Source organism: Methanothrix sp. (genome assembly GCF_016706325.1).
Taxonomy (GTDB): domain Archaea; phylum Halobacteriota; class Methanosarcinia; order Methanotrichales; family Methanotrichaceae; genus Methanothrix.
This window is the reverse complement of record NZ_JADJJX010000001.1, coordinates 1,136,152-1,160,411: the sequence shown is the minus strand read 5'-3', so window position 1 is coordinate 1,160,411 and position 24,260 is coordinate 1,136,152. Positions and strand designations below refer to the sequence as shown.

Genomic DNA, 24,260 nt, shown 5'->3' with positions numbered 1-24,260 from the left:
CAATAACCTAAGACTGCAGCCTCTCCAGTATTTGGGCCATCTGGGTGATGTCCTCACTGCTGGGAGAGACCCTCGCCCTGATCCCCCGGAATCCAGGGGCGCCGGGCAGGCAGGAGTCGTCCCCCTCCAGTTGATTGGACCAGGGGCTCTTTATCATGAACGCCAGGCCGGGATGGGGCTCGTCTGTGGAGGCTGTGGCATTCACCACGATCTTATTCACATCGCTTTCCACCAGAACCCTCCCCCCCTCTGCTATCCCCAGACTGGCCAGGTCCTGCTTGTCCAGTATGATGCTGGCGCTGAGACGGAGATACTCCTCAGAGTGCACCCCCTTCTTTCCGGCCTCATACTGGAAGATATCCCTGTAGGTGACCACCTTCACATCCACTGCCATTTCAAATCGCCTCCATGATCCTGGTCAGGATCTGTTCATCTGTAGGCTGCTCGCTTTTCATCAGGGGCTCAAAGGAGATCTTCACCCCATCCGTTCTCAGGGCAGTGCCCCCGGCCTCAAGGCCGGATATGGCAGCGGGAATCACCACCTGAGCCAGGTCCGCAGTCAGAGAGCGGCGGGGATCGATGACGATGAGGGGGGCAGCAGCAAAAGCCCTGGCCAGCCCTGCCGGCAGATCCAGGAGAGGATCTGCACCCAGGACCAGTATGGCATCCGCCTCCTTCGCCGCCTCCACCAGATTCGGACCCGCCGCTGCCTCTCCTGAAGGGGAGAACTTGACAGCCTTCGTCCGGCCCGTCCGCTCGAAGAGGAGCTGGCCAAAGCCACGGGAGTTGTACTGCTCAGTCACCGGCAGGACCTTGAAGGTGGTGATCTCATTCAGCCGGCGGAGGAGATCCTCGAACCTATCCATCTTATCCTGCAGGGATATGAGCATGCCAGGGCCGGGAAAGATCACGCCATACTCGGTCTTCTTGATTATGGAGCCCAGCTCAATCATCCTCTTCTTGTCACCGAATTTCGGGATCTTGCCATCCAGGACGGCCAGCAATGCCTCCAAGAACTGGAGATCCTCGCCCGGCGGGACACGGTAGGTGGTAGTGGGGCAGAGCTTGGCAGTGGACGACTCCCTCACATCCACCACAATACAGGTCCTCTCCTCCTCATAGCTCTTCTGCCTCTTGGATCCGCGGGGAAAGTAGGAGAACCGGGATAGATGCCTGGGCTGGGTGCTGGAGGGGTCCGAACCCCAGAATATCGCTGTATCGGCGAAGTGGCGCACATCATCCAGGGTGCAACTGGGAATCCTCCCCGAGAGGAGCATCTCCATCAGCCGCCCCTCGCAGTGGCTGGAGGGGTCATCAACGAACGCTCCTATCTTCTCCGCCAGTGCGAGCCCGGCCATCTGGGCCTCCAGGGTGCAGTTGGACCAGCCGTATATCACCGGCGCGCTGGCATTCCTCAGAATCTCCGCCCCCTTTTCTATCGCTTGATCAATGGATGCCTCCTTCCCCTCCATCAGAGGGCCCGTCCTCTCGACAAAGAGGGCCTGATAATGGGCCAGGCCTTTGCGGCAGAGGTTCTTGGCATGGGAGATGGAATCCTCATCTGGAAAGAGGATATCCTCGCATAGAAGCGAGCAGCCGGTGCAGGTTTTATAATCGAATTCCGTCATCGATATCAACTCCTCGATCATACGAACTCAATGGCCTTGCTCGGGCAGGTGGCAGTACAGGCATTGCATAAGACCCTATTCGGCCCAAAGCGCTTGCATTCCTCCAGGTTATTGGCCACCACCACCCCGTCCTCCACCCGGAGGATGACGCGATCCCCCTCCGGGCCGAGGCCTGCGCCACACCTGGTGGGCTCGGCGGCCACGTTCACCGGACAGGCGATCACGCAGTTGCCGCAGCCAAAGCACTTCTCCGGATGGATGATCAGACCGGTCTCTGTGGCGCTCTCCAGGGGAGCTACGATCTCCTTCAGTTTGGCGAGCTTCGCCTCATACTTCTTCTCTTCGAATAGAGGAGTACACTCCTCCAGCTTCTTCTCCCTGCCCAGAAGGCCGACAGCAAAAGCCATGCAGGTGGGAACCCCGCACTTCTTACAGTTGGTCTTGGGCAATAGCATATAAATCTCCATAGCGCTGACCATAGCCAGATACCTCAGTTTGGGAAGGGATAACAGTAGTAGCCTCAATCCCGATCATATTTATGGCCTGCGCAAAGCTTTTCATACTTCTTCAGGAATTCTCTTTTCAATGCCCTTCAGCAATCCCCTCGCCCTCCTGGGCCTCCTCGGCATAATCCCTCTGGTGATAATCTATCTCATCCGCCCCCGCCCCAGGGAGATTCTCTTCTCCTCCACCCAGTTCTTGCGGGAGGGAGAGGCCAGGCGCACCGCCGTCCTCAGCCGCCTGATAACCGATCCCCTCTTCTGGATACAGCTTTTGGCCATCTGCTCCCTCTCCCTGGCCGCCGCCGGGCCCTACAGCAGCGGACAGGGCCCGGCAAGCAGCCATCTGGCAGTGGTCCTGGACGGCTCGGCCAGCATGCAGGCCTCAATTTCCCCTGCTCAGAATATCATCCGCCCCTACCTGGATCGCTATGAAAAAATCAGCATCATCCTGGCGAAGAACATCCCCCAGACCGTCCTCACCGGGGGCAGCCCGGCTGAGGCCCGCGATGCCCTCCAGCAGCTTCAGCCGGCTGCCGTCTCCGCCGACCTCTCCAGTGCATTGCTCCAGGCGGACATCCTCCTGGGCTCCAGCGGAGGGGATATCCTCTTGGTCTCGGACTTCATCAGCTGGATAGGAGACGACCCCGATGTCACCCGCAACCTCCTCCAGGCTAAAGGCCGGGTGGGGGTGGTCTTTGCCAGCTCATACCGGGGAGGAGATAACCTGGCCCTGATTGAGGGCTGGAATGTGCCAGGAACAGGTTATGTGAACCATACCGCCCTGATCCACAACTACGGCCCGGCCAGGACTGTGCCCATCACCATCACCGGCCCGGGTGGCAGGAGCAGCCAGTCGGCTCTGATCCCCCAGAACGGCGACTACTACCTCTCCTTCACCGCCTACCCCGGGGTGAATAAGATCTCCTTGGAGCTAGAGGACGCCATCTCCTGGGACAACCAGGCCTATGTCTATGTGCCGGATCAGGCCAAGAAGAATGTCCTCTATCTGGGAGATCCCGGGCCGGCCCTAAAAGCCCTCCAGTCCCTGCCCAATGTAGCTGTTATGACCTCTGGCAGCCTCCCGGACTTCGACCTGATAGTGCTGGCAAGGAATGCCTCAGCCGATGGCGAGCTGAACCGCTACATCGATGGCGGCCGGGTGATATACCTCCCCTCCGATCTTGAGAGCCCGGAGTACCTTCCTGTGAGGATTACAGGAGAGCTCTCCGGGCCCGCCAGGCTATGGGTGAGGAATGCCGCTTTTGCCGGGGACCTGCACTTCGATGAGATCGGCATTTATGGCTATCCCAATGCTGCTCCTCGCCGGGGGACTACCACTGTGGTGGAGGCCAATGGAGTCCCCATCCTCGCCTTCTGGCGGCTGGGCGGGGGGATGGTGATCTACAACGGCCTGGAGATGGACTCCGACTTCTATCTCCGCCCTGAGTACCCCATATTCTGGTATCAGATGGTCAACTGGATGACCGGGGTGCCGGATATAGAGGACTCCAATCGGAAGACGGGGGAGATCCTGGCCCTAGGAGAGCAGTCCACCATCCAGACCCCCAGCCACAGCCTCTCCGCCCGCACTGTTGCCCTGGATGAGGTGGGAGTCTACCGCTTCCAGGGGCGGGCTGTGGCCGCCAATATGTACAATCCGGCTGAGTCCTCCCTGGGCCGGAGCCGGGATTTCAAAGAGGGTGAATTTTTGGGAGTGGTTCGCGATACCATGGTGCAGAAGGATCTATCCCCCTGGGCGATGGCCATTGCCGCCCTGGCCATCATCCTGGAGCTTCTCATCATGCGCTGGAGGAGAGAGACATGATCCAGGAGCTCTACTTCGCCCGCCCGGAGCTGCTCTGGGCCCTGCCAGCACTGGCCCTGCTGGGGCTGGCCTACATCCACCTCCGGGCGGAGAATAAGACCCTCGCCCTCTCCCGGCTGCTGGTCTTCTGCTTGATACTGACGGCTGCTGCCAACCCCTACTCTGTCCAGACCCATGCCATCCACTCGGAAAGGCCGAACATCATCATCCTGGAGGATAAGAGCGGATCGATGGCGGTTTTCGATCCCGACATCGCCCCCCGGTTAGCCGATCTGACCGGGGCCTCCCTGCAGACCTTCTCCGGCGATACAACCCCTCTGGGGGAGAGGATCCTGCAGAATGCCCTTCCGGGAAGCACAATCCTCCTGGTGACCGATGGCTACAGCAATAGCGGCCGACAGCTGGCAGATGCCCTTGCCCTGGCCAGGAGCTCAAACTGCACTGTCTTCGCCCTTGCCATCGATCCGACGAAAGAGGATGCTGGGGTGGAGATATCAGGGGCGAACACCGCCGTCCTGGCAGGGGGATATCCCTTCCGGGTGATAGTCAGAAGCTCCCTGAACTACAGCGGCCCCCTATCGGTCTATGCCGATGATAAGCAGATCTACAGCGATCAGATCCAGGCCAACGGTAGTGCTTCCATCAAGATCTCCCATTCCTTCCTGGAGACGGGCAATCACATCCTGCGAGCTGAGATCGCCCCGGATATGCAGCCGGCAAACAATGTCTACACAAAGTCGGTATATGTCGTCCCCAAGCCAGAGGTGCTCCTCATCGCCTCTGCTGGCTCTCCCCTGGCCCAGAACCTGGATGACCTCTACAAGCTGACAGAGCTCTCTGAGCTTCCTGCCGACCTGCAGGGCTACAAGTCCATCATCCTTGATGATATCGAATATCGTTCCAGCCTGGACCGGCTGGTGGATTATGTGCGCGAGGGTGGCGGCCTGGTGGTGGTGGGGGGCAAGGACTCCTATGACCTGGGAGAATACCGCAACTCGACTCTGGAGAAGGTTCTTCCAGTCCAGTCCTCCCCCAGCCGCTTCGAGGGGGGCAAGACCCTCATCTTCGTCCTGGATGTCTCCTTCAGCCTCCTCTCCACCCTGACCAGGGATGGCACCACACTGCTCGATTATGAGAAGGCGCTGGCGGTGGAGCTATTGAGTTCGCCGCAGTTTCAGGACTACAATGTGGGGGTGGTGGTCTTTGGAACCCGGGCCTACAATGTGATCGATCCCGTTCCCCTAGCCCGCAGCCAGAACGTCCTCGCAGACAGGATCGCCACCCTTGCCCCCACCGGGACGGAGGACAGCTATCTTGACTCGGGCCTGGAGCTGGCCCAGGATATGATCCTGGCCGGTGGTGGGGAAGGGGAGATCATCGTCCTCTCCGATGGAAACCTCCATAACTACCAAGAGGTGGTAGCCCGATCCAAAAAGCTTATCCAGGAGGTGAATATCACCACCAGGCTGATTCAGGTCCAGGCCATCCCCGGGAGGATGGGAAGCTTCCCGGAGATCGCCAGCAGCACGAACTCGGAGTTTGCCTCCTTTGTCTATCCCGATTCCCTGACCACCATCAGCGCGCCTCTCTCGGATGAGCCGAAGCCAGAGGAGGTGAATATCACCAGCTACAGCCTGGCTGTGGTCAACAGGAACCACTACATCACCACCGATCTGGATCTTAACGCCTCCATCAGCGGATTCAATGATGTCACCCCCAAATCCGGCTCTATAAAGCTGGTGGCATTGGCGGATGGCAAGCCAGTCCTCACCGCCTGGCGCTATGGGCTGGGGAGGGTGGCAGCTCTTACCACTGATGATGGCAATGCCTGGGCCGGCCAGCTCTACAGCAGCCCCAACTCTCAATTGATCTCCTCTGCCGTCAACTGGGCGGTGGGAGACCCCAGGCCGGAGATGGACCGGGTGGAGGGGGAGGATGGATGGCAGAACACCCCTCTGCAGATCACTATAAATAGCAGATATCGGCCCAGCCTGCCTGAAGCCAGTGTGGAGAAGGTGGGGGAGAATAGATATATAGCAACATTTACCCCCAGCAGAAGAGGCATATACTATATAGGAGAGTATGGGGTGGCTGTCAACTACCCCCTGGAGTACAGATATATCGGCTTCAATCCCGATCTTCCCGGCCTGATAATGGCCAATGGAGGCAAGGTCTTCACCGAGGGGGAGGCAGAGAGGAGCTTGATTGCAGAGGCCTCGCGGCTCAGCCAGAGGATGGTGGAGGAGAGGGTATCCAGTAGAGATTCCCTGCTGCTCATTGCCCTCTTGATCTTCCTTCTGGAGATCGTCTCAAGAAAGATCAATGAGATCCGAAGGCAGGGACAAAGAGGGGCCTGATGTCACCATCAGATTAAAATAGCATAATCAGCCTTATTGGGTTACATTTATGGAGGTAACTGCCACCAAATGAGTTCTCAAATGTGTGCCGTCTGTGGCCTTCCCCAGGAGCTTTGCATCTGCGAGGAGGTCGCCAAGGAGCAGCAAAGAATTGTAGTCAAAATCCAGAAGCGCAGATATGGAAAAGAGGTGACAGTTATCCAGGGCATCGATCCTCATGAGATCGATCTACAGGAGCTGTGCACTCATCTGAAGTCCAAGCTGGCCTGCGGAGGGACAGTAAAGGACAGCCTTATTGAGCTTCAGGGCAATCATATTCAGAGAATCAAGGATATCCTGGTCAAGAAAGGTTTCGGCGCAGATCAGATAAGCACCTGAATTCCGCTCTACGGGCCTCTATCGATCTGCAGGAAAAAAGCAAACTGGCTTGCCTATTTTCTTCGCTTCAAGACAGAGGGCTTATGATGAGGAAGAGGCCACTGGCTGGCCGCCCTCATCCCCTTGAATCGCATCCGAAGGAGCCTCTTCGTCCAAGCTCATCACAATGGCAAATATCCACTCGCTCAAGCGGGCGCAGTGCTCGGGGACGCATTCCTCGATGCAACCGGCACAGGGCTCAAAGGCATCCAGGGCCATCAGAGGATCAAATCGTCTGCCGCTGGGCCTGCTGACGCAAAAGAGCCGATAGGTTCTGATGCCGTCAATGGATTCCACCTCCCGGGTGATGAAGCGATCCTTGAGCAGCTTGGCCACAATGCGAGAGCATTTCCTGGAATCGATCTTCAGAGCCTTCCACAGGTCGCTTTGCAGAGCTCCCTCGGGATGTGATTTGATATAATCCAATGCTTCCTCGACGGACATTCCCACCTCTCACTCCACTGGGCTGATGAGAATGATGTTATTGCCACGCAGGATGACCGATCCCAATGAGCGGGTCTTCTCGCCCCCGATCAACTCCACAGTCTCCAGCAGGTGCAGGTTCAAGTACTCGTCCACGCTGTTCAGAATGCCTTCCAGGACATATCGCGGCGATCCCTTCATCTCCACCTGAATCTTGCTTCCTACCAGGCTCTGTACCTTCTTAGTTGGGAACATATCTCAGACTCCTCGGCAATTCAGGCGGATTGCACGCCTTTGACGCCCGAGACGCTCCTCATCAGCTCCTTCTCAATGAAGTTCTTCAGAGTCATCTGGGAGAAGGGGCAACCTGCGCAGTGCCCCTGCAGCCTCACAGTAACAATGCCATCGCTGATGTCCACAAGCTCAACATCTCCGCCATCCATGCGAAGGCCTTCCCTGATCCTCTCCAGGGCCGCTTCCACCTCATCATTTAGGTTTGGCATGAGTACTTTCGTCTCCTTTCACCTTTATGGAACTAACCTGGTGCCCGATGATGGTAAACCTTATCCCTTTTAAAGCTTCCTCGAGCTGCCTTATGAGCTGCTGGCATTTATCTGAGCTCACCACTGTATTGACCATCACTCCGGGCTCAGAATGATCTCGAATGGCCTTCAATGCCATATCAGGCTTCTCGCTCAGCCGGAAGCTCTTCCAGTTGGCAGGAGCCATTCCCTGATACTCTACGAGGTAAAAGCCAGTGATCCCCAGCTCCGTCAAGCTATTTATTACCCTGACTAGATGCTCGTGATCCACAAAAATCTTGACCATGGTCTTCATGGAGTCTCCTCACCCATATATCGGGCATCAGTCCATATAAACTTCGCGATATCGGATATTCTTTTATTCCCCCAGACCATGCATGCTTTACCATGGCGTCCAGAGATATCAGAGATGTGCTGAAGAGCAGGGGAATCACAGAGGAGAAGATCATATCTGCAGCAATGGAGCTTTACTTTCCCCATCCCGGGGTGGAGACGCAAGAGAGGGCAGAAGCAGAATTCCGGCGGGAGATGGATCTTGCCCTATCCGATCCCAACCTGGCCCTGCTCATATACGCCGCCATCCTCCTGGAGGGGGAGGGAGAGAGGCGCAGCCTGCCCAACCTCAATCCCTCCGATTATGAGAACGATCTGAGCTGCCTTATTGCAGACGAGGTCTTGGGCCTGAGCATTGCCAAGTATGTGGGAGGCTACAAGGGGCTCTTTGATTATGTGCGCTACGACAAGGCCAAACCGGGAATACTCTCCCAACTGGGACCCTTCCTGGATGATGCTCTGGCCGGCCTGATCGGCGGGGTCTCAGCCAATATGTACACCAGAGCGGCAGCCGATCCGGGGAGCAGAAATTGAAGGAGATTCTCTTCGCCCTCAAATCCGGTTTCGGCTGGCTCTCCACCATACCGGTGGGCATATCCATGGAGGGGGTGGAGGCCCTGATGAAGCATGTCTATCTCTTTCCTCTGGTGGGCATGGCCTTGGGCGCAGTCCTGGGTGGGGTCTGCTGCATTGCCTTGCAGGCATTTCCGGCTGGCCTGGCGGCAGTGGTGGTGATAGCCACGACCTATTGGCTCTGCGGCATAAACCATATCGATGGCCTGGCGGACTTTGCCGATGGGGTGATCGCCCACGGCACCAGGGAGAAGAAGATAGCAGCGATGAAGGACATATACCTGGGAACGGGAGGAGGGCTCTATATCGTCCTTCTCATCCTGGCCTCATTCGCCCTCCTCTCCAGCCTGCCGGAGGGGCTGGCGCCCCTGGCAGTTCTCAGCGCCGAGGTGAGCGCCAAGGAGGCGATGATAACCTTTGCCGCCTTCTCCCATCCCCTGCAGAAGGGCTTTGGGCAGATAATGATCCAGAGGACTGATCTGGGCCAGTTCCTCCTCGGCCTGGCCATCTCGGCGGTCATCTGCTCTCTCGCCCTGGGGGCCCTCGGCCTGGCGGTCCTGGCAACTGCCCAGCTCGCTGCCCTTTGCCTGGTTGAAGTCTCCAAGAGGAACTTCGGGGGAGCTACCGGCGACGGCATAGGGGCAACAAACGAGCTGGCGAGGGTGACTGCTCTGGCCGCCGCCCTGACTCTGGGAGGTGTTCTTCCCTGGACGCTCTGGTGATGGCCGGCGGCCGGGGCTCCCGGCTGAAGAGAGGGGAGAAGCCCATGGTGACCATCCTCGGCCGGAGGCTGATCGAGTATGTGGCCCTGGCTCTGGAGGAGAGCTCTGTGGAGAGGATATACATTGCCACCACAGAGAATGTGCCCCTCACCCGGGAATGGGCACTGGACTGGAACCTGTCTGTGCTGGACACCCCGGGGATGGGCTTCGTCCCGGATATGATCTATGCAGTGAAGGCGGCAGAGGTTGCCGATCCCATAATGATTGTCATGGCCGATCTGCCCCTGATCAACAGCGATCTGATCGATACAATAATCGAGGTCTATGAAGGCCGTCCTGAGCCCGCCCTCTCCACCCACACCCCGCTGGATCTGCACCGCCGTCTGGGACGCCGGCCCGACTCCCTCTTCAACTACCGGGACCAGCTGATAGTCCCCTCCGGGATCAATGTCCTGGAGGGCAGAGAGATCGAGAGAGAGCAGGAGGATTATCATCTTATAATGGAGAGGATAGAGCTGGCAGTGAATGTGAATGTGGCAGAGGACCTCCGCCTCTGCGAGAGGATACTGCAAGGTGATTTTATTTGAATGAGAGCATAGCAATAAACGGCGAGAAGTTCTCTTTGGAAGACCTGATGCTCCTTACCGGCGAGAATGAGGTAAAAGAGCCGAAGGACTACACTCTGCTGGTGGCGCGGGCACTGGGAAATCCCATGAAGCTTCCCTGGCTGCTCCGGGAGATATGTGACCTGAAGATCAGGGAGGAGGAGCAGAGGGATATGAGGCTCAGCCTGATCCGGGTGCAGGTCGATGCCGAGCTGAAGATGAACCAGGATATCCAGAGATTCCAGCAGAGGCGCTATGTGGCCCAGGTGATTGAGATCCTGCTGTTCAATGATCTGATGCTCGCCCCCAGGGATACAGTGGAAGAGGGAGAGATGGACTGATCCCGGACAAGATCATATCGGCAGGCTCTGAGGATCTGCCCGCTGAAGAAATAAAGAGGGGACTGCAGCCCCAATTGCCAAATCCTCAATTCAGCGAATCTGCAGAGCCAGACAAAAAGCTGCATTCCCGGCTGTGAGCAGGACCCTCAGGGGATTGTACAATCAGATAGAGGCATTCAAAGCATCAGCCTGAGTCAAAGCATCAGCCTGAGTCTGGGAGGCTGCGGGGGTTTGAGGCCTCGTAGCGCTCTCTTTTACGCTGCTGCCAACATAAGCGGCCTTTGCCGTCAGTCCCACTCTTGCTGCAGCTATAGTGATATTGCTCTTGCCACCATCAGGATCGTAGGCCAGGAATGCATTTATGCTCTCAGTGTATGATGCTGCTGAGACGCCTCCCGGGGTCTTCTTGAAGGCGATATTCTGAAATATGGTGGGGCTTGTTCCGGAGAGCGGCACCGCATATGGATTGTTCCAGACATATGCCGGATCGAATGGATTTGTCACCGTCCGATCGATGGTGGAGACATTAACGCGATTCTCCTTTACTGCTTCTGATGGGAGCTGTGCCACTGCAGTTGCGATCATTGCCAGTGTGGTGGCCATGATAAGTATACTAAAAATTTTCTTCATGTTGATCCTCCTATATGTGCATCTCGCCCCCTCCTCACAGGACGGAAAGAAATGCTACCGATAGTTGAATTGCCAATACCGTTCTTCCTGGATTCGAATGCCATTTCATCACGGCAAATGGCGAATAAAACTGTAATGACTATAAACCTTGTGGTTATATTCACATTCAGTATTCAAATACAATTTTTAAATATTGGAAGACAAAGAGCAGATTGCGTCTGAGGGAGAAGGAGGGGCAGAGGGGCCATTGATGCCGAGGCAGCCTTGAGCCTCCATATTGCATACGATCGATGATCACGATCGACAATTTGGAGAGGCTACCTCTGCTGCAGCCGGAACTCATACCTGCCCCCGCCCATCCTCATAGTCCATATCCTCCAGCCCGATGGAAAGCAGGTGCCCTTATCGGCGATGCCCATGAGGGTGAACTGTACAGCATCTCCCTTCTCAAACTCCCCTGCACTCAGCTCCTCCCCCAGGGTGAGAGGGCCGATCCGGGCATTGTTAACCAGCAGTATGGCACTCTTCTCTGGGGCCTTTGTCATAGTGACATACAGGGTGCCATCGATGGGAATGGTGAGATCAGGCACCCCTGGCGAGGGCGGGATGGGGGCCGAGCCTATGGCTGCAGAATAGAAGGGGAAGGCAGAGCCCATGCCGCACTCTCCCTGCTTGATCTTGAACCAGCCCTCCATTCCCCAGGCGGGGCCCCAGGAGTTCTTTCCCAGCCAGCAGCCTTCACTCTCATCGTAGCCCACCAGCAGAACGGCATGGTTGCCGATGTATTCCCCGTAATCCTGGCTGTAGATCCCGCCATCATAATCGAAGAGGTCGGCATAGACCGCCAGGCCGCTCATTAGGGGTCCGGTGGAGGCGATGTGGGCCTTGGCCTGCTCAGGGCTGAAGATGGTCTTATAGGATGTGATGGCGACAAGCCTGCTCTTGAAATCGGGGCAGGGGTTCCAGTCGCCGGAATAGGGGCAGCAGAGCTCATCGCAGACCCCGGACTCAGCCGCCTTGAGCATGCGCACGAACTGGGCGCCGCGCTCGCACCTGCCGCCACCGCGAGGAAATAGATAGGCCTCGGAGAGATCAGGCTGCAGTTCAGGCTCCTTCTTTGCTATCTTCATCATGGACTCCATCAGGGCGACAGTGGCGAAGGCAACGCAGCTACCACATCTTCCCTGATCGCGAATGGAGGTGGTGTAGTCCTTGCCCTCAAAGCTCCTCCAGTCAAAGGAGGATGGATACTCCGCCGCCATCAGAAGCTCTGCCATGGCGGCTGACATGGCCATGTTATGTTGAATCTCGGCCAGCGATACTATCAGCCCGGTGGAATAGGTCCTTCCCATCATCTTCATCTCCCTTACAATGGCTGCAAAGAGCAATCTGTATGTCAATGCAAAGACTGCAGAAGACCATATTTCTATAGTATAATAGGCGGGATGGAATAAATACTTGGCCATGCAGTCTGCCCTTCCAGCTCTCAGAGGGCAGGAAGCTCTTTCAACTGAAAACATTAAAAATACATCCATGCATCCATGCTATACATCACAGCCGAGGCGGACGGATATGAGAGCTAAAAAGGTGCAGATAGCGATTATCCTGGTATTTCTGTCATGCATATCGATCGCAGCTACAGCCCTGGAGCCGGGGACCATAGCTGTGCCCAGCATCACCGGGGCGAACATGGACATGCCCAAGCCCCTGATCACTCCCCCCACTATGGATATGCCCGATCCCTCCCCCAAGGTCACTGTGGTGGAGGGCAAGAGGGATCCATTCGCAGATGGATCGCCCTTCAATGAGACAGAAGGCAGCGATTCCGATAGGGTGAGCGGGAAGTGGAGGGTGAGGTTTGCCAGCCGGAATGACCTCTCCCTGAGCCTCACCCTCTGGGGCTCTGGAGGGAATAAGGTGATGGGCTTTGGCTCTCTTAATGAAGGGGCGGCAGAAAACTCATTCTCCGCCAGCGGGTCCATCTCCGGCGATGAGCTGATGCTCACCGCCCGATCAGCTGCACCCAAGTTCGAGGGCCAAAGGTATGACCAATGCGACCTCGATCTGATTTTGGCCAACGATACCCTATCGGGGAGCTATATCCTGAGGTGGCAGGGGGAGGAGAGGGAGCGGGGCAATGCCACCGCCGTGAGGGCATAGATCTGTCAATTTTTTTAAAAAGGCTTATGTGCCTTGCCATTGTTAAAATACCATCACGATATAGTATTATCTCAGGCATAACCTTAAAGTGATCAGGATGGCGCAATATGGCGAGATAATAACTGCTTCCGGTGGCAAGATCCTCTTCGAGATCGAGGGTCCGGGTGCCGGCCGGGTGGCCAAGGATCGGGCGACCTTCAGCCTGGAGGGGAAGATTCAGGATATCATGGCTGTGGTCAAGGAGACAGCGGACAGCTCATATCAGGGCCTGCAGAGGATAGAGGAGAAGGCCCGGCCCAGCGAGTACACCATGAAGTTCGGCCTGAAGCTGGGCCTAGACTCCAATCTGCTGTTTGCCAAAGGGGAGAGCGAGGCGACCTTTGAGGTAACACTGAAGTGGACAAGGCCGGATGAACGACAACGAAATCCTTGAAAGAATTGTGGTGGAGGTCTCCAGGGACAAGAAAGAGGGTAGTGGAACTGGCTTTTATATCTCCGCGGATATGATCGCCACCTGCTACCATGTGCTCGTGGGAGAGGATGGTGTCAAGAAAAAGATCAAACCAAAGAAAGTGTATTGGATCAGACATGATGATGACAAAGGGCGCTGGCAGAAGGCAACACTGATAAGGGCCCAGTCCCTGCCAAACGATATTGCCATACTCAGGACGGAAAAGACGCTGAATTCATTAGACTTCTCAGAGCTCCTTAAACCTTGGAATAAAAGGGAATGCAAATTTATATCGCGAGGCTATGCTCAAGTGGTTGGCGATGAGACCATTGACGGTTTTTATGCAACGCAGATCAGCGGCAAGATACTGACAGACATCTGGATCTATAAGGAAAAGAGCCGCCGCATGCAGCTCCAGATCCCTCTGGAGGCTTTAAAATTCGGCAGGAGCGGCTCGCCTGTTTTCTCCCTCACCCAGAAGGCCATTGTGGGGATGATAGACTGTCAGGGAGGAGAGTTGCACGAGGGAGTTCAGATCGGCACCGCTATACCAATCGGAGATATAGTTCCTCCCATTGGAAGCCCAGGGAGATGCCGCCTGATTGCCGGCATTCCCGAGCTGCCCGCCAACTTCCTCCCCCGCCCGTCAGATCTGAGAGGGCTCAGGGATGCTCTGATCTCAGGCGATCATTCTACCACCGCCATTACCTCCCCCAGGAATGAGCACCAGACCCCATCTCGAAAGCTGGGCGTACATGGCATGGGCGGAATAGGCAAGTCCGTCCTGGCCGCGGCTGCCGCCAGGGATGAAGAAGTTCAGAGATATTTCTCTGATGGCATCTTCTGGGTGACCCTGGGCACTGAGCCCAAGATCGCTCAGAAGCAGGCAGAGCTGGCGAGGATGATCGACTGCCAGCCCCATGCCTTCGAGAGCACCGCCGAGGGCAGGATAGCCCTTGGCCGCCTTCTGGCCGGGAAGGCCTGTCTGGTCATTCTGGACGATGTCTGGAGCAGCTCGGATGTGAAAGAGTTCATAGGAGATCTCGGCCCGAAGGGGAGGATGTTGATCACAACCCGCGATGGGCGCATCATAACCGCTCTTGCTGCTATAGAGTACCCCCTCGGCCTTCTCAAAGAGGAAGATTCAAGAGAGCTTCTGGCCAGTTGGGCTGGTCTGGATCAAGCCCAACTTCCGTCACAGGCAGCAGAGGTCATAGACCAGTGTGGGAGATTGCCTTTAGCCCTGGCCCTCTGCGGGGCGCAGATAAGGGATGGCGTATCCTGGAGCGATCTTCTTGAGGCCCTGAAGGAGGCTGATCTGAAGTTCCTGGATCACGAAGAGCGCAGTGTCATGAAATCCCTGAAGGTCAGCGTGGACAGGCTATCAGAAGAGGAGAGAGAATGCTACCTGCTGCTGGCTGTCTTCCCTCCGGATGAGACCATACCTGAGGCTGCCATCCTGACTCTGTGGGCTCATGCCCGGAAGCTAGATGAGAAAAACGGCAGAAGGCTGCTTGCAGTCCTGGATCGCCGATCACTGCTGAAGAGAGACATCGATAATATTTCATCAGCAATCGAGATCCATGACCTGTTGCACGACTTTTTGAGGGCGAGCTGTTCTGATCTCCAGGCCCTTCATAATCGGATCCTGGATGCCTACCGTCCAGCAGGGGGCGGCTGGCCATCTGGCCCCAACGACGGCTACTTCTTCCAGCACCTGGTCTACCATCTCTCCCAGGCGCAAAGATCTGAGGAGATCAAATCTCTGCTCCTTGATTTCGACTGGATAGAGGCGAAGCTTCAGGCCACGGACGTCCCCTCCCTCCTCTCCGATTATGACCGGGCAGACTCAGATGAGGATCTGTCACCCATCCAGGGGGCGATCAGGCTCTCTGCCCATGTCCTATCCCGGAATCCGGAACAGCTTCCGGGCCAGCTCACCGGAAGGCTCGTGGGTGTTCAAATTTCCTCTGTAGAGTCACTGATAATGCAAATTCCTACCAGGATTACCTATCCCTGGCTTCGTCCTCTAGCCGGGAGCCTGGCCTCACCCGGTGGGCCCTTGATCAGAACATTGCAGGGGCATACCGGCGGGGTCGGGACGGTGGCAATATCCCAGGACGGCAGGCGGGCAATATCGGGATCTGAGGATAGAACTCTCAAGCTATGGGACCTGGAAAAGGGGCAGGAGATCAGGACCCTAAGGGGGCATGCCGACTGGGTCTGGGCGGTGGCAATATCCCAGGACGGCAGGCGGGCAATATCGGGATCTGATGATAGAACTCTCAGGCTATGGGACCTGGAAAAGGGGCAGGAGGTCAGGACCCTGGAGGGGCATGCCGGCGGGGTCAGGGCGGTGGCAATATCCCAGGACGGCAGGCGGGCAATATCGGGATCTGATGATAGAACTCTCAGGCTATGGGACCTGGAGAAGGGGCGGGAGATCAGGACTCTGGAGGGGCATGCCGGATGGGTCGAGGCGGTGGCAATATCCCAGGACGGCAGGCGGGCAATATCGGGATCTGAGGATAGAACTCTCAAGCTATGGGACCTGGAAGAGGGGCAGGAGATCAGGACCCTGGAGGGGCATGCCGGATGGGTCGAGGCGGTGGCAGTATCCCAGGACGGCAGGCGGGCAATATCGGGATCTGATGATAGAACTCTCAGGCTATGGGACCTGGAAAAGGGGCGGGAGATCAGGACTCTGGAGGGGCATGCCGGATGGGTCGAGGCGGTGGCAGTATCCCAGGACGGCAGGCGGGCAATATCGGGATCTGATGATAACACTCTCAGGCTATGGGATCTGGAAAAGGGGCAGGAGATCAGGACACTGGAGGGGCATACCGGCGGGGTCAGGGCGGTGGCAATATCCCAGGACGGCAGGCGGGCAATATCGGGATCTGATGATAACACTCTCAAGATATGGGACCTGGAAAAGGGGCAGGAGATCAGGACACTGGAGGGGCATGCCGGCGGGGTCGGGGCGGTGGCAATATCCCAGGACGGCAGCCGGGCAATATCGGGATCTGATGATAGAACTCTCAGGCTATGGGACCTGGAGAAGGGGCAGGAGATCAGGACCCTAAGGGGGCATGCCGGATGGGTCAGGGCGGTGGAAATATCCCAGGACGGCAGCCGGGCAATATCGGGACCTTTTGATAGAACTCTCAAGATATGGGACCTGGAAAAGGGGCGGGAGATCAGGACTCTGGAGAGGCATACCGGCGGGGTCGGGGCGGTGGCAATATCCCAGGACGGCAGCCGGGCAATATCGGGATCTGATGATAGAACTCTCAGGCTATGGGACCTGGAGAAGGGGCAGGAGATCAGGACCCTAAGGGGGCATACCGGCGGGGTCGGGGCGGTGGCAATATCCCAGGACGGCAGGCGGGCAATATCGGGATCTTTTGATAGCACTCTCAGGCTATGGGACCTGGAGACGGGCCGAATTCTGGCGGAGTTCTCTGGCGAAGGATCAATTATGGCCATTGCTCTTTCCCGAGACGGTCAGAGGATGGTGGCAGGCGATTCATTAGGAAGGGTGCATCTTCTCGCCCTGGAGAACTCGCCCAAATAGAGGGGGAGATGTGCTCATTATCCAAGGAACATTTTATATGGCTTGCTGGACCATCCTGATCTCGAAGCATTATGGTCCTGGACAACTTAGGCGGATCGCTGCGCAATGCCTTAAAGAAGATTGCCTCAGCGAATAAGATCGACAAAGCCCTGGTAGATGAAGCAGTGCGGGAGATCCAGCGCGCCCTCCTGCAGGCGGATGTGAATGTGAAGCTGGTGATGCAGCTCTCCAACACCATCAAATCCAGAGCCCTGAACGAGAAGCCCGCTCCGGGGATGAACCCGCGCGAGCATGTGATCAACATCGTCTACCAGGAGCTGATCAACCTGGTGGGCCGGGGCGCAGACATCCCCCTTAAAAAGCAGAACATCATGCTGGTGGGCCTGCAGGGCTCGGGAAAGACCACCACTGCTGCCAAGCTGGCCACCTTCTTCCAGAGGAAAGGCCTCCGCACCGCAGTCATATGCGCCGACACCTTCCGGGCGGGAGCCTACGATCAGCTGAAGGCCCTCTGCGAGAGGCAGGGGATATTCTTCTACGGAGAGAAGGGCAACCCCGATGCTGCGGCCGTAGCCCGAAACGGCCTGGAGGCCACCAAGAGGTACGATATCAGGATCGTCGATACTGCAGGCAGGCATGCCCTGGAGGGGGAGCTGATCCAGGAGATGAAGGAGATCCATGCCGTGGTCAATGCCGATCAGAAGCTGCTCGTCATGGATGCCGCTTTGGGCCAGCAGGCGAGCGAGCAGGCACGGGCCTTCAATGAGGCGGTCAATATCACTGGCGTTATCATCACCAAGCTGGATGGCACTGCCAAGGGCGGCGGCGCCCTTTCAGCAGTGGCGGAGACCAAGACCTCAGTGGCCTTCATCGGCGTCGGGGAGACCCCTGCAGACCTGGAGAGGTTTGAGGCCGATCGCTTCATCTCCAGAATGCTGGGGATGGGCGACATCAAGACCCTCATCGAAAGGGCCCAGGAGGTGCAGACTGAGCAGGAGGTGGATGTCGAGTCCCTGATGCGGGGCAAGTTCACCCTCAAAGATATGTATCAGCAGATGGAGGCCATGAACAAGCTCGGCCCCCTGAAGCAGATCATGCAGATGCTCCCCCTGGGAGGGATGGGCATTGAGCTCTCGGACAAGGAGTACCAGATGACCAAGGACCGGCTGGACAAATACCGGGTGGTGATGGACTCCATGACGGCAGCAGAGCTGGAGGACCCCAGGATCATCACCGCCTCGCGCATCAAGCGCATATCCCAGGGGAGCGGCGCCCCGCCCGAGCTGGTCAGGGAATTGCTCAAATCCCATCAGGCCATGCAGAAGGCGATCAAGGGGATGAGAGGGGGCATGGGCAAGATGAACATGAAGAGGATGATGAAGAGGTTCAGCGCCGGGGCAAAGATGTAAGAGAAGAATCCTGATTATTTCCAAAGCCCTCTTCTGGTCGGGCAGATTCTCGATGATCGGGCCGGCGACCTTGCAGCCAGATCAGCCCGCAATCCGCCTCTCCCCCGCCCTCCCTGCACAATCTCTCCCATTGAAGCTATCCATCAAGGCCCATGGGCCGGCGGCAGTGACCGATCCCTCTGCACCGGCGCTCTGGCCCTTGTAGATGCTCTTATTGATCCGCCCCGAGGGGCTGCCCCTTCCCAGATCTCTCACCGCCCCGGCATAAGGGGAGCTCGCCGCCGGCAGGGTGGCGGCGCTGATTGCTGCGATCCTCTGATCCTGAGGAGCAGAGAGGATCATCCTTCCGGTCACCGTTCCCGATTCGATCGGCATCCCCGGGGAGGATGCCTCATATACCCCAAAGATCGCCGTCCCGCTGGCGGACATCTCCAGCCGGAAGAGCTCCCCTTCGCCCTCATTCAGGACAAAGAGCGTCAGACCATCCGCCCGCACCGATCCGGTGGCAGTGACGCTGCCGCTCCGCTCCTCTGAGTGCATCTGCCCCCAGCCCATCAACAGCCTTTGCTGCTGGAGCATCTCCAGGTCCAGATGCCTGGGCGGCCCGCCGCCAGCCAGGTCCACCGACCAGTTCCCGCTGAGGTTCAGTCCTCCGGACAGGCCGAGCTGGGCACCTGATGCCTCCTCCATTCCCACGGTGATGGGGGAGAGAATCCCCCGGCCAGTGGAGACGGTGCCCAAATAGCCCTGCGATGCCGCCCCCTCCAGGAGGATCAGAATGAGGAGAATGGCGATCGGAAATTCAGCTCTTACCAATTGTCTATCACCACCTAGACCCCTCTGTGCAGATGATGCCGGCTTCAGATGATATACCAATCGCTTCAAGGATATCAAGGGGACAGATACGCCAGAAGAAAAAATAGATGGGCGGAGAGGACCCGGGGCTGTTTGAAGCCCGGATTGGCCGGGCCGGAGCTCCCTATGCCCCCAGGGCAACGGGCGCAGCCGGCGAAGCCGCCAGCAGCTTTCCGAAGGCGACGCCCGGCTGGGTCACTCCCGGAGCGGTGTAGATGAAGTCGCCGTTCAGCGATCCCGGGGTTATGGTCAGGCTCAGACGGTAAAGGCTCTGGCTGGCCACTGGGGTCACAAACAGCGCCACCCTATCCCCCAGTATGGTGCCGGCAGCAGTGACCTGAGCCATGGCCCCATTCTGGGTTATTACGCCATAGCCCGATACTGCATCCTGATTCTGGTACAGATTAAGGGTGAGGTGGCTGGTAGCCGCCCCGGTGAGGGAAAAGGACCAGTTCCCGGCTATTGCTGCATATCTGACCGGCACCTTTGTGACGGCATTGGGGCTCATCCCCGTCTGCCTGTCGGTATAAAACAGGCTCTCATTCCTGAAGGACAGAGAGGGGTCACCTCCAAGGCTGGAGAAACCCTCCTGAACCTCCTGCTTGATCACACTTCCGGACATCTCCTCGGCGGGAAATTGCGCAACAGCATTCAAGGGGCCCGCGCCCAGGGCGGCCGCCGACAGGCAGGCCACCAGGAGCAGCCCCATTACCACAGACTTAAATCCCATTCTCCTGATACCTCCATCATCTGTAGCATCCCCGGAAGGTCTTAAATTTTTCCATTTGCTTTTGCTCAATCCTTCCCCCTCGCCCTGGTGATCCTCTTATGTTGCTGGTACATGACCCCCAGGGCATCTGCCACCTGCTCAGGCGTGGAGAAGACCGGGATTCCTGCCTTCTCCATCTTTATCACCCCGGGCATCTCAAACTCCTTTCCGGCCACACAGGCGATGATGGGCTTTCCCTGGTAGTTGATGCTCTTTAAGGCCTCTACATAGCTGTCCAGGATCTCCGCCTGGAGGATGACAATGAAGCTGCCCACATCACTGCTCTCCACACCGATCTCTATGGTGCTCTTCACAATCCTGGCATCCTGGCTGAAGGTGTAGTCCACCGGGTTCATGCCGCAGACATAGTCGGGCAGAAGCTCCTTCAGCCTCTGCTTGAGGGGCTCATCCAGCTCGGAGAGGCGCATGCCATTGTCGGTGATGGCATCGGCGGCAATGACCCCCAGGGAGCCGGCATAGGTTATGATGAACACCCCCTCCCGATCGGGCAGGGGCTGCTTGGATATGGCCCGGGCCAGGTTGAACATATGCTCATAATCCCGCGCCCGGATGATCCCCGACTGGCGGAAGACGGCGCTATAGATCTGGTCGTTGCCGGCCAGGGAGGCAGTATGGGAGGCCACGGCCTTCTTTCCCGCCTCAGTCCGGCCGGACTTGAGCACCACCATGGGCTTCTCCCTGGTGATCCGCCGCGCCTGGTCTATGAACCGCCTCCCCCCTTTCACCGACTCCAGATACATGCAGATGACATTGATGTTCTCATCCCTGCTCACTGCCTCCATGATATCGGTCTCATTGATATCCAGCTTATTGCCGATGGTGGCGATGATGCCGAAATCCATGATATGGCGCAGACCCCAGAGCATACCGGCAGCGCAGACCCCCGCCTGGGAGACCAGGCCGATATTGCCCTGGCTCAGGGCATCAACAATCCCTATGGACTGCACCATGCTGCAGTGGGTGTTGATGATCCCCGAGCAGTTCGGCCCCAGCAGCCTCACCCCATACCTATCGGCGATCTCTTTCATCTGCAGCTCGATCTTCTTGCCCTCCGGACCGAGCTCGGCAAAGCCCGCCGACTCGACTACGATATAGCGCACGCCGCACTGGCAGCACTCCTCCACCACATCCGCTGTCATGTCCGCTGAGACCAGGATGATGGCCACATCCACCGGCTCGGGCACAGCACTGATCCGGGGATAGGCCTTGATGCCATGGATCGCCTCTGCCCGCGGATTGATGGGATAGAGCATGCCCTTGAACTTGTGGCTGACCAGATTGGTGAAGACATTCCAGCCCAGCTTTCCCGGAGTCCCTGATGCCCCGATGACGGCGATGCTCTGGGGATAGAAGAGGTCATGCAGATCCTGCTCCTCTCTCTCTTCTGGAGGGCTGGGCCTGGGCTCCCCCAGGATGATGCGGGCATCGACGGCTGTGCAGCCCTGGGGATAGAGGAAGACGGGGTTCAGATCCATCTCCCAGACCCGCGGCTCTGAGGCCACAAAATCCGATATCTTCATCAGGAGCTCTTCTAAAGCCTCGATATCAGCAGAGTGGCCCCGGCTGCCCTTGAGCAGCGTGTATCCCCGGATCTCCTCGATCATCTCCTGGGCATCGGAGAGGGTGATGGGAATGGAGCGGAAGCTGACATCCTTCAGGACCTCGACGAATACCCCTCCCAGGCCGAACATCAGAACCGGGCCGAAGGTGGGGTCGTTTGCCACCCCCACGATGGCCTCTATTCCCGGCGGGGCCATCCTCTGCACTGATATTCCCTCCACCGCCCTCCCCTGGAATGCGCTGATCATCTCCCGGTAGGCCTGCCGGACGGCATCCTCCCCCTCCAGATGGAGCTTGACCCCACCGGCATCGGATTTATGGACCACCTCCGGGGAGAGGACCTTCATGGCCACAGGAGAGGCCAGGGAGAGGAAAATCTCCACTGCCTCCTCCTCTGACCTGGCCACTCTGGAGCCGGTGGTGGATATCCCCAGCTCCTCCAGAATGGCTTTGCTCTCGTTCTCCATGAGGTAGGTTCTGCCTGCCGATATCGCCCCATCTATAATATCATTGATAAGTTCCGCCATTGTCAACCCCAGGTTGCCCGTTTTTGCTTTTCGCTATGCTCATCAATAGGGGATTCGTTATTTTAACTTGTGGGATCGCGAAGGGCGGAGCAGAGATCCTCAAAGCTCTAATGCCCCGGTGCATTGTTCTTCGGGCTGAAGCGGCATTCAAAGAGGAGAGGCAGAGGCACAAAGCGAATAGCTTATCTGAGATTAAATATCATTATCCCTCATGGAGAAGGATATTGTCCAGGTCATCCTTGAGAAGAAGCTGACTGTCAAGAACCCCATTTTAATTGAGGGCTTCCCGGGAATCGGCCTGGTAGGGAACATCGCCAGCCAGTACATAGTCAACGAGTTGAAGATGACCTACATCGGAGCCATGAACTCCAAATACTTCCCGCCACTGGCAGTGCTCTTGGGTGGGGTGGTGAATATGCCAGTTCGCATCTACGAGGAAGCGAGCAAGGAGGTGGTGGTTCTCACCGCCGATATCCCAGTTCACCCCCTGGCATCCTATGATATCGGAAAGGAGATAGTGACCTGGGCCGAGTCCATCAATGCTCAGGAATTGATCTGCCTGGCAGGGATAACAGTGATGGACGACCAGAACCGGGTCTTCGGCGCAGTGAGCAGGCACGACCTCCTCGATAAGATAAAAGGGACTACAGAGATCTTTGAGATCGGCACCATCACCGGAATTACCGGCAGCATCATGAATGAGTGCCGCATAAGAAATCTGCCTGCAGTCTGCCTCCTGGGGGAGACGGCATCAGCTGAGCCCGACCCCCGCTCGGCGATTGCTGCCATTGAGAGCATCAACAAGATCTACGGCCTGGGGGTGAATACTGCCAAGCTGGCTGAGCAGGCAGAGGAGATCGAGGTGCAGATGGCTCAACTGGCCCAGCAGATGAAGGCGGCCGCGCCCGAGGAACAGCAGACACAACTGCCAAAAGAGTTTCCAATGTACGGGTGATGCCAGATGATTTACACAAGCCTTACAGGATTATCCAGACATGTGATAAAAGAGATTCTCGCCGCCAGGGTGAGGACGGTGGAGATCAGGAGCCCGAACAACTTCATTGCCATCTACGATCACCAGCCAGGCGATAGACTCTTCGTCACCGATTCCAGTGCCATGGATGTTGTCCCCGGTACAACCGGCCTCATCACCACCATAAAGGCCCTGCAGATCATAACTCATAGAACCATCCAGTCAGGTGAGTATTATTATGAGGAGAGGGAGTCTCAGGCAGCAAGGCTGCAGTTGCAGCTGGTGGGAGTGGGAAGGGTGAGAAGGATCACCTCCATTGAGCCGGGAACGCCTCTCACCCTGGATGTGGACGAGGTGAGATACTGCGGAGCGAGATGAGAAGCCCTCTTCTTGCGGAGAAGGGCGGCTGAGAGGGCGGCAGCCCCAGGAGATGAGGGTCCTTCTCGTCACCGGAAATCTGGCCAGTGATCTGGTGAGAGAATCGGCTTGCGGCACAGATGTCCTGGTGCTGGATGTCGATGTAGCAGCATTCATCACCCCGGAGATGCTCTGCCGGGCAGGGCCCAGAGGATACGATCTGATACTGATCCCCCGGGGCTATAACTGCTGACTTCAGAGGGGCGGAGAGGATCCTGGAGACAAAGATCCGCCTGGGACCGAAGCACGCCATAGATCTTCTCTCCCTCCTGCCTCGCCTGGATGAGGTTGAGCTCTCCACCACCATTCCGGCCTGCGCCCTGCTGGAGGGAAAGAGAAGGCAGGAGGCGATGGCCGATCTGGAGAGGCTGGAGGCAGAGGCTCCCGGCCAGCTGACCATCAGAGGGGTCAAGATCGGGGGCAGCTCGCGGATGAAGGTCTTAGCAGAGGTCGTCGATGCCACCCGGCTCGATGATGGGGCTCTTGGGAAGAGGATCAGATACTTCGAGGAGCAGGGGGCTGACCTGATCGACCTGGGAGCATCCACAGATGCCACCCCCTCCAGTGTCAGAAGAGCCCTCCAGACGGCAAGGGCGTCACTGCACTCCCCATAAGCATAGATGCCGTCCGCCCGGACCTGAT

General features: G+C 57.4%; 27 protein-coding genes. 15 read left to right on the top strand and 12 right to left on the bottom strand.

Annotated features, from left to right (window positions below):
- Positions 1–7: 7 nt before the first annotated feature.
- Genes IPI63_RS06095 through IPI63_RS06085 form a run of 3 tightly spaced genes read right to left on the bottom strand, consistent with a single transcriptional unit; the run spans position 8 to position 2,107 of the window.
- Positions 8–394: a molybdopterin dinucleotide binding domain-containing protein gene (locus tag IPI63_RS06095; RefSeq protein WP_214064325.1), complete on the bottom strand. Its 387-nt coding sequence runs from the start codon at positions 392–394 to the stop codon at positions 8–10.
- A gap of 1 nt (position 395) precedes the next feature.
- Entirely contained in the window at positions 396–1,628 is a 1,233-nt protein-coding gene (locus IPI63_RS06090) for a formylmethanofuran dehydrogenase subunit B (RefSeq protein ID WP_292477305.1), read from the bottom strand.
- 17 nt (positions 1,629–1,645) lie between these two features.
- Positions 1,646–2,107 (bottom strand): (Fe-S)-binding protein, encoded by a 462-nt coding sequence (locus IPI63_RS06085; protein ID WP_214064327.1) that lies wholly within the window; start codon positions 2,105–2,107, stop codon positions 1,646–1,648.
- 106 nt (positions 2,108–2,213) lie between these two features.
- On the opposite strand from IPI63_RS06085, the gene IPI63_RS06080 reads away from it, so the two are divergent.
- The 3 genes from IPI63_RS06080 (at position 2,214) to yciH (ending at position 6,691) form a co-directional block, all read left to right on the top strand.
- A complete protein-coding gene (locus IPI63_RS06080; RefSeq protein ID WP_292477302.1) occupies positions 2,214–3,956 on the top strand; it encodes a BatA domain-containing protein in 1,743 nt (580 codons plus the stop codon).
- Positions 3,953–6,313, top strand: coding sequence for a VWA domain-containing protein (locus IPI63_RS06075; RefSeq protein ID WP_292477300.1), 2,361 nt, complete (start codon positions 3,953–3,955; stop codon positions 6,311–6,313). Before IPI63_RS06080 ends, IPI63_RS06075 begins: the two co-directional genes overlap by 4 nt.
- 69 nt (positions 6,314–6,382) lie before the next feature.
- The gene (yciH, locus tag IPI63_RS06070; protein ID WP_214080399.1) at positions 6,383–6,691 is read left to right on the top strand and encodes a stress response translation initiation inhibitor YciH; all 309 of its coding nucleotides are present in this window, start codon (positions 6,383–6,385) and stop codon (positions 6,689–6,691) included.
- 81 nt (positions 6,692–6,772) lie between these two features.
- Here yciH and IPI63_RS06065 read toward each other — a convergent pair whose 3' ends face one another.
- Genes IPI63_RS06065 through IPI63_RS06050 form a run of 4 tightly spaced genes read right to left on the bottom strand, consistent with a single transcriptional unit; the run spans position 6,773 to position 7,990 of the window.
- Positions 6,773–7,174 carry an Lrp/AsnC family transcriptional regulator gene (locus IPI63_RS06065; RefSeq protein WP_214064331.1) on the bottom strand — a complete coding sequence of 134 codons (402 nt, stop codon included), beginning with the start codon at positions 7,172–7,174 and terminating at the stop codon, positions 6,773–6,775.
- A gap of 9 nt (positions 7,175–7,183) precedes the next feature.
- Positions 7,184–7,408: an LSM domain-containing protein gene (locus IPI63_RS06060; protein ID WP_214064332.1), complete on the bottom strand. Its 225-nt coding sequence runs from the start codon at positions 7,406–7,408 to the stop codon at positions 7,184–7,186.
- 20 nt (positions 7,409–7,428) lie between these two features.
- Complete coding sequence (locus IPI63_RS06055; RefSeq protein ID WP_214064333.1) at positions 7,429–7,656, bottom strand: NifU family protein; 228 nt, start codon at positions 7,654–7,656, stop codon at positions 7,429–7,431.
- Positions 7,640–7,990, bottom strand: a complete 351-nt coding sequence (locus IPI63_RS06050) for an MJ1244 family protein (protein WP_292477295.1) — start codon at positions 7,988–7,990, stop codon at positions 7,640–7,642. Before IPI63_RS06050 ends, IPI63_RS06055 begins: the two co-directional genes overlap by 17 nt.
- 92 nt (positions 7,991–8,082) lie before the next feature.
- Between IPI63_RS06050 and cobZ the strand changes: the two genes are divergently transcribed.
- From cobZ to IPI63_RS06030, 4 genes are read left to right on the top strand one after another with little or no spacing between them, the layout of a single operon-like run.
- A complete protein-coding gene (gene cobZ, locus IPI63_RS06045) occupies positions 8,083–8,562 on the top strand; it encodes an alpha-ribazole phosphatase CobZ (RefSeq protein ID WP_292477292.1) in 480 nt (159 codons plus the stop codon).
- Entirely contained in the window at positions 8,559–9,323 is a 765-nt protein-coding gene (gene cobS, locus IPI63_RS06040) for an adenosylcobinamide-GDP ribazoletransferase (protein WP_292477291.1), read from the top strand. Before cobZ ends, cobS begins: the two co-directional genes overlap by 4 nt.
- Positions 9,323–9,910 (top strand): NTP transferase domain-containing protein, encoded by a 588-nt coding sequence (locus IPI63_RS06035; protein ID WP_292477289.1) that lies wholly within the window; start codon positions 9,323–9,325, stop codon positions 9,908–9,910. Before cobS ends, IPI63_RS06035 begins: the two co-directional genes overlap by 1 nt.
- Complete coding sequence (locus IPI63_RS06030) at positions 9,907–10,269, top strand: hypothetical protein (protein WP_292477288.1); 363 nt, start codon at positions 9,907–9,909, stop codon at positions 10,267–10,269. Before IPI63_RS06035 ends, IPI63_RS06030 begins: the two co-directional genes overlap by 4 nt.
- 162 nt (positions 10,270–10,431) lie before the next feature.
- On the opposite strand, the gene IPI63_RS06025 is transcribed toward IPI63_RS06030, so the two are convergent.
- Together IPI63_RS06025 and IPI63_RS06020 are read right to left on the bottom strand one after the other, a co-directional pair.
- Positions 10,432–10,899, bottom strand: coding sequence for a hypothetical protein (locus IPI63_RS06025; protein ID WP_214064338.1), 468 nt, complete (start codon positions 10,897–10,899; stop codon positions 10,432–10,434).
- 317 nt (positions 10,900–11,216) lie between these two features.
- Positions 11,217–12,365 carry a C1 family peptidase gene (locus IPI63_RS06020; protein ID WP_292477286.1) on the bottom strand — a complete coding sequence of 383 codons (1,149 nt, stop codon included), beginning with the start codon at positions 12,363–12,365 and terminating at the stop codon, positions 11,217–11,219.
- 106 nt (positions 12,366–12,471) lie between these two features.
- Here IPI63_RS06020 and IPI63_RS06015 point away from each other — a divergent pair, with 106 nt between their 5' ends.
- From IPI63_RS06015 to IPI63_RS06000, 4 genes are all read left to right on the top strand, one after another.
- The gene (locus IPI63_RS06015) at positions 12,472–13,059 is read left to right on the top strand and encodes a hypothetical protein (protein WP_292477284.1); all 588 of its coding nucleotides are present in this window, start codon (positions 12,472–12,474) and stop codon (positions 13,057–13,059) included.
- 97 nt (positions 13,060–13,156) lie between these two features.
- Complete coding sequence (locus IPI63_RS06010) at positions 13,157–13,492, top strand: CU044_2847 family protein (protein WP_292477282.1); 336 nt, start codon at positions 13,157–13,159, stop codon at positions 13,490–13,492.
- Positions 13,470–17,087: an NB-ARC domain-containing protein gene (locus IPI63_RS06005; RefSeq protein ID WP_292477280.1), complete on the top strand. Its 3,618-nt coding sequence runs from the start codon at positions 13,470–13,472 to the stop codon at positions 17,085–17,087. The genes IPI63_RS06010 and IPI63_RS06005 overlap by 23 nt, the downstream gene beginning before the upstream one ends.
- A gap of 71 nt (positions 17,088–17,158) precedes the next feature.
- Positions 17,159–18,496 carry a signal recognition particle protein Srp54 gene (locus IPI63_RS06000; RefSeq protein ID WP_292477279.1) on the top strand — a complete coding sequence of 446 codons (1,338 nt, stop codon included), beginning with the start codon at positions 17,159–17,161 and terminating at the stop codon, positions 18,494–18,496.
- Between the two features lie 81 nt (positions 18,497–18,577).
- On the opposite strand, the gene IPI63_RS05995 is transcribed toward IPI63_RS06000, so the two are convergent.
- The 3 genes from IPI63_RS05995 to IPI63_RS05985 form a co-directional block, all read right to left on the bottom strand.
- On the bottom strand, positions 18,578–19,312 hold the full coding sequence (locus IPI63_RS05995) for a hypothetical protein (protein ID WP_292477277.1): 735 nt from the start codon (positions 19,310–19,312) through the stop codon (positions 18,578–18,580).
- 163 nt (positions 19,313–19,475) lie between these two features.
- Positions 19,476–20,081 (bottom strand): hypothetical protein, encoded by a 606-nt coding sequence (locus tag IPI63_RS05990; protein ID WP_214066276.1) that lies wholly within the window; start codon positions 20,079–20,081, stop codon positions 19,476–19,478.
- 65 nt (positions 20,082–20,146) lie between these two features.
- Positions 20,147–22,228: an acetate--CoA ligase family protein gene (locus IPI63_RS05985; RefSeq protein ID WP_292477275.1), complete on the bottom strand. Its 2,082-nt coding sequence runs from the start codon at positions 22,226–22,228 to the stop codon at positions 20,147–20,149.
- Between the two features lie 211 nt (positions 22,229–22,439).
- Here IPI63_RS05985 and IPI63_RS05980 point away from each other — a divergent pair, with 211 nt between their 5' ends.
- From IPI63_RS05980 to IPI63_RS05965, 4 genes are all read left to right on the top strand, one after another.
- On the top strand, positions 22,440–23,183 hold the full coding sequence (locus IPI63_RS05980) for a proteasome assembly chaperone family protein (RefSeq protein WP_214066278.1): 744 nt from the start codon (positions 22,440–22,442) through the stop codon (positions 23,181–23,183).
- A 6-nt stretch (positions 23,184–23,189) separates the two neighbouring features.
- Positions 23,190–23,579 (top strand): DUF473 domain-containing protein, encoded by a 390-nt coding sequence (locus IPI63_RS05975; RefSeq protein WP_292477273.1) that lies wholly within the window; start codon positions 23,190–23,192, stop codon positions 23,577–23,579.
- A gap of 52 nt (positions 23,580–23,631) precedes the next feature.
- Positions 23,632–23,811 (top strand): hypothetical protein, encoded by a 180-nt coding sequence (locus IPI63_RS05970; protein WP_292477271.1) that lies wholly within the window; start codon positions 23,632–23,634, stop codon positions 23,809–23,811.
- 157 nt (positions 23,812–23,968) lie between these two features.
- Positions 23,969–24,232 (top strand): hypothetical protein, encoded by a 264-nt coding sequence (locus IPI63_RS05965; protein ID WP_292477269.1) that lies wholly within the window; start codon positions 23,969–23,971, stop codon positions 24,230–24,232.
- Positions 24,233–24,260: the final 28 nt, after the last annotated feature.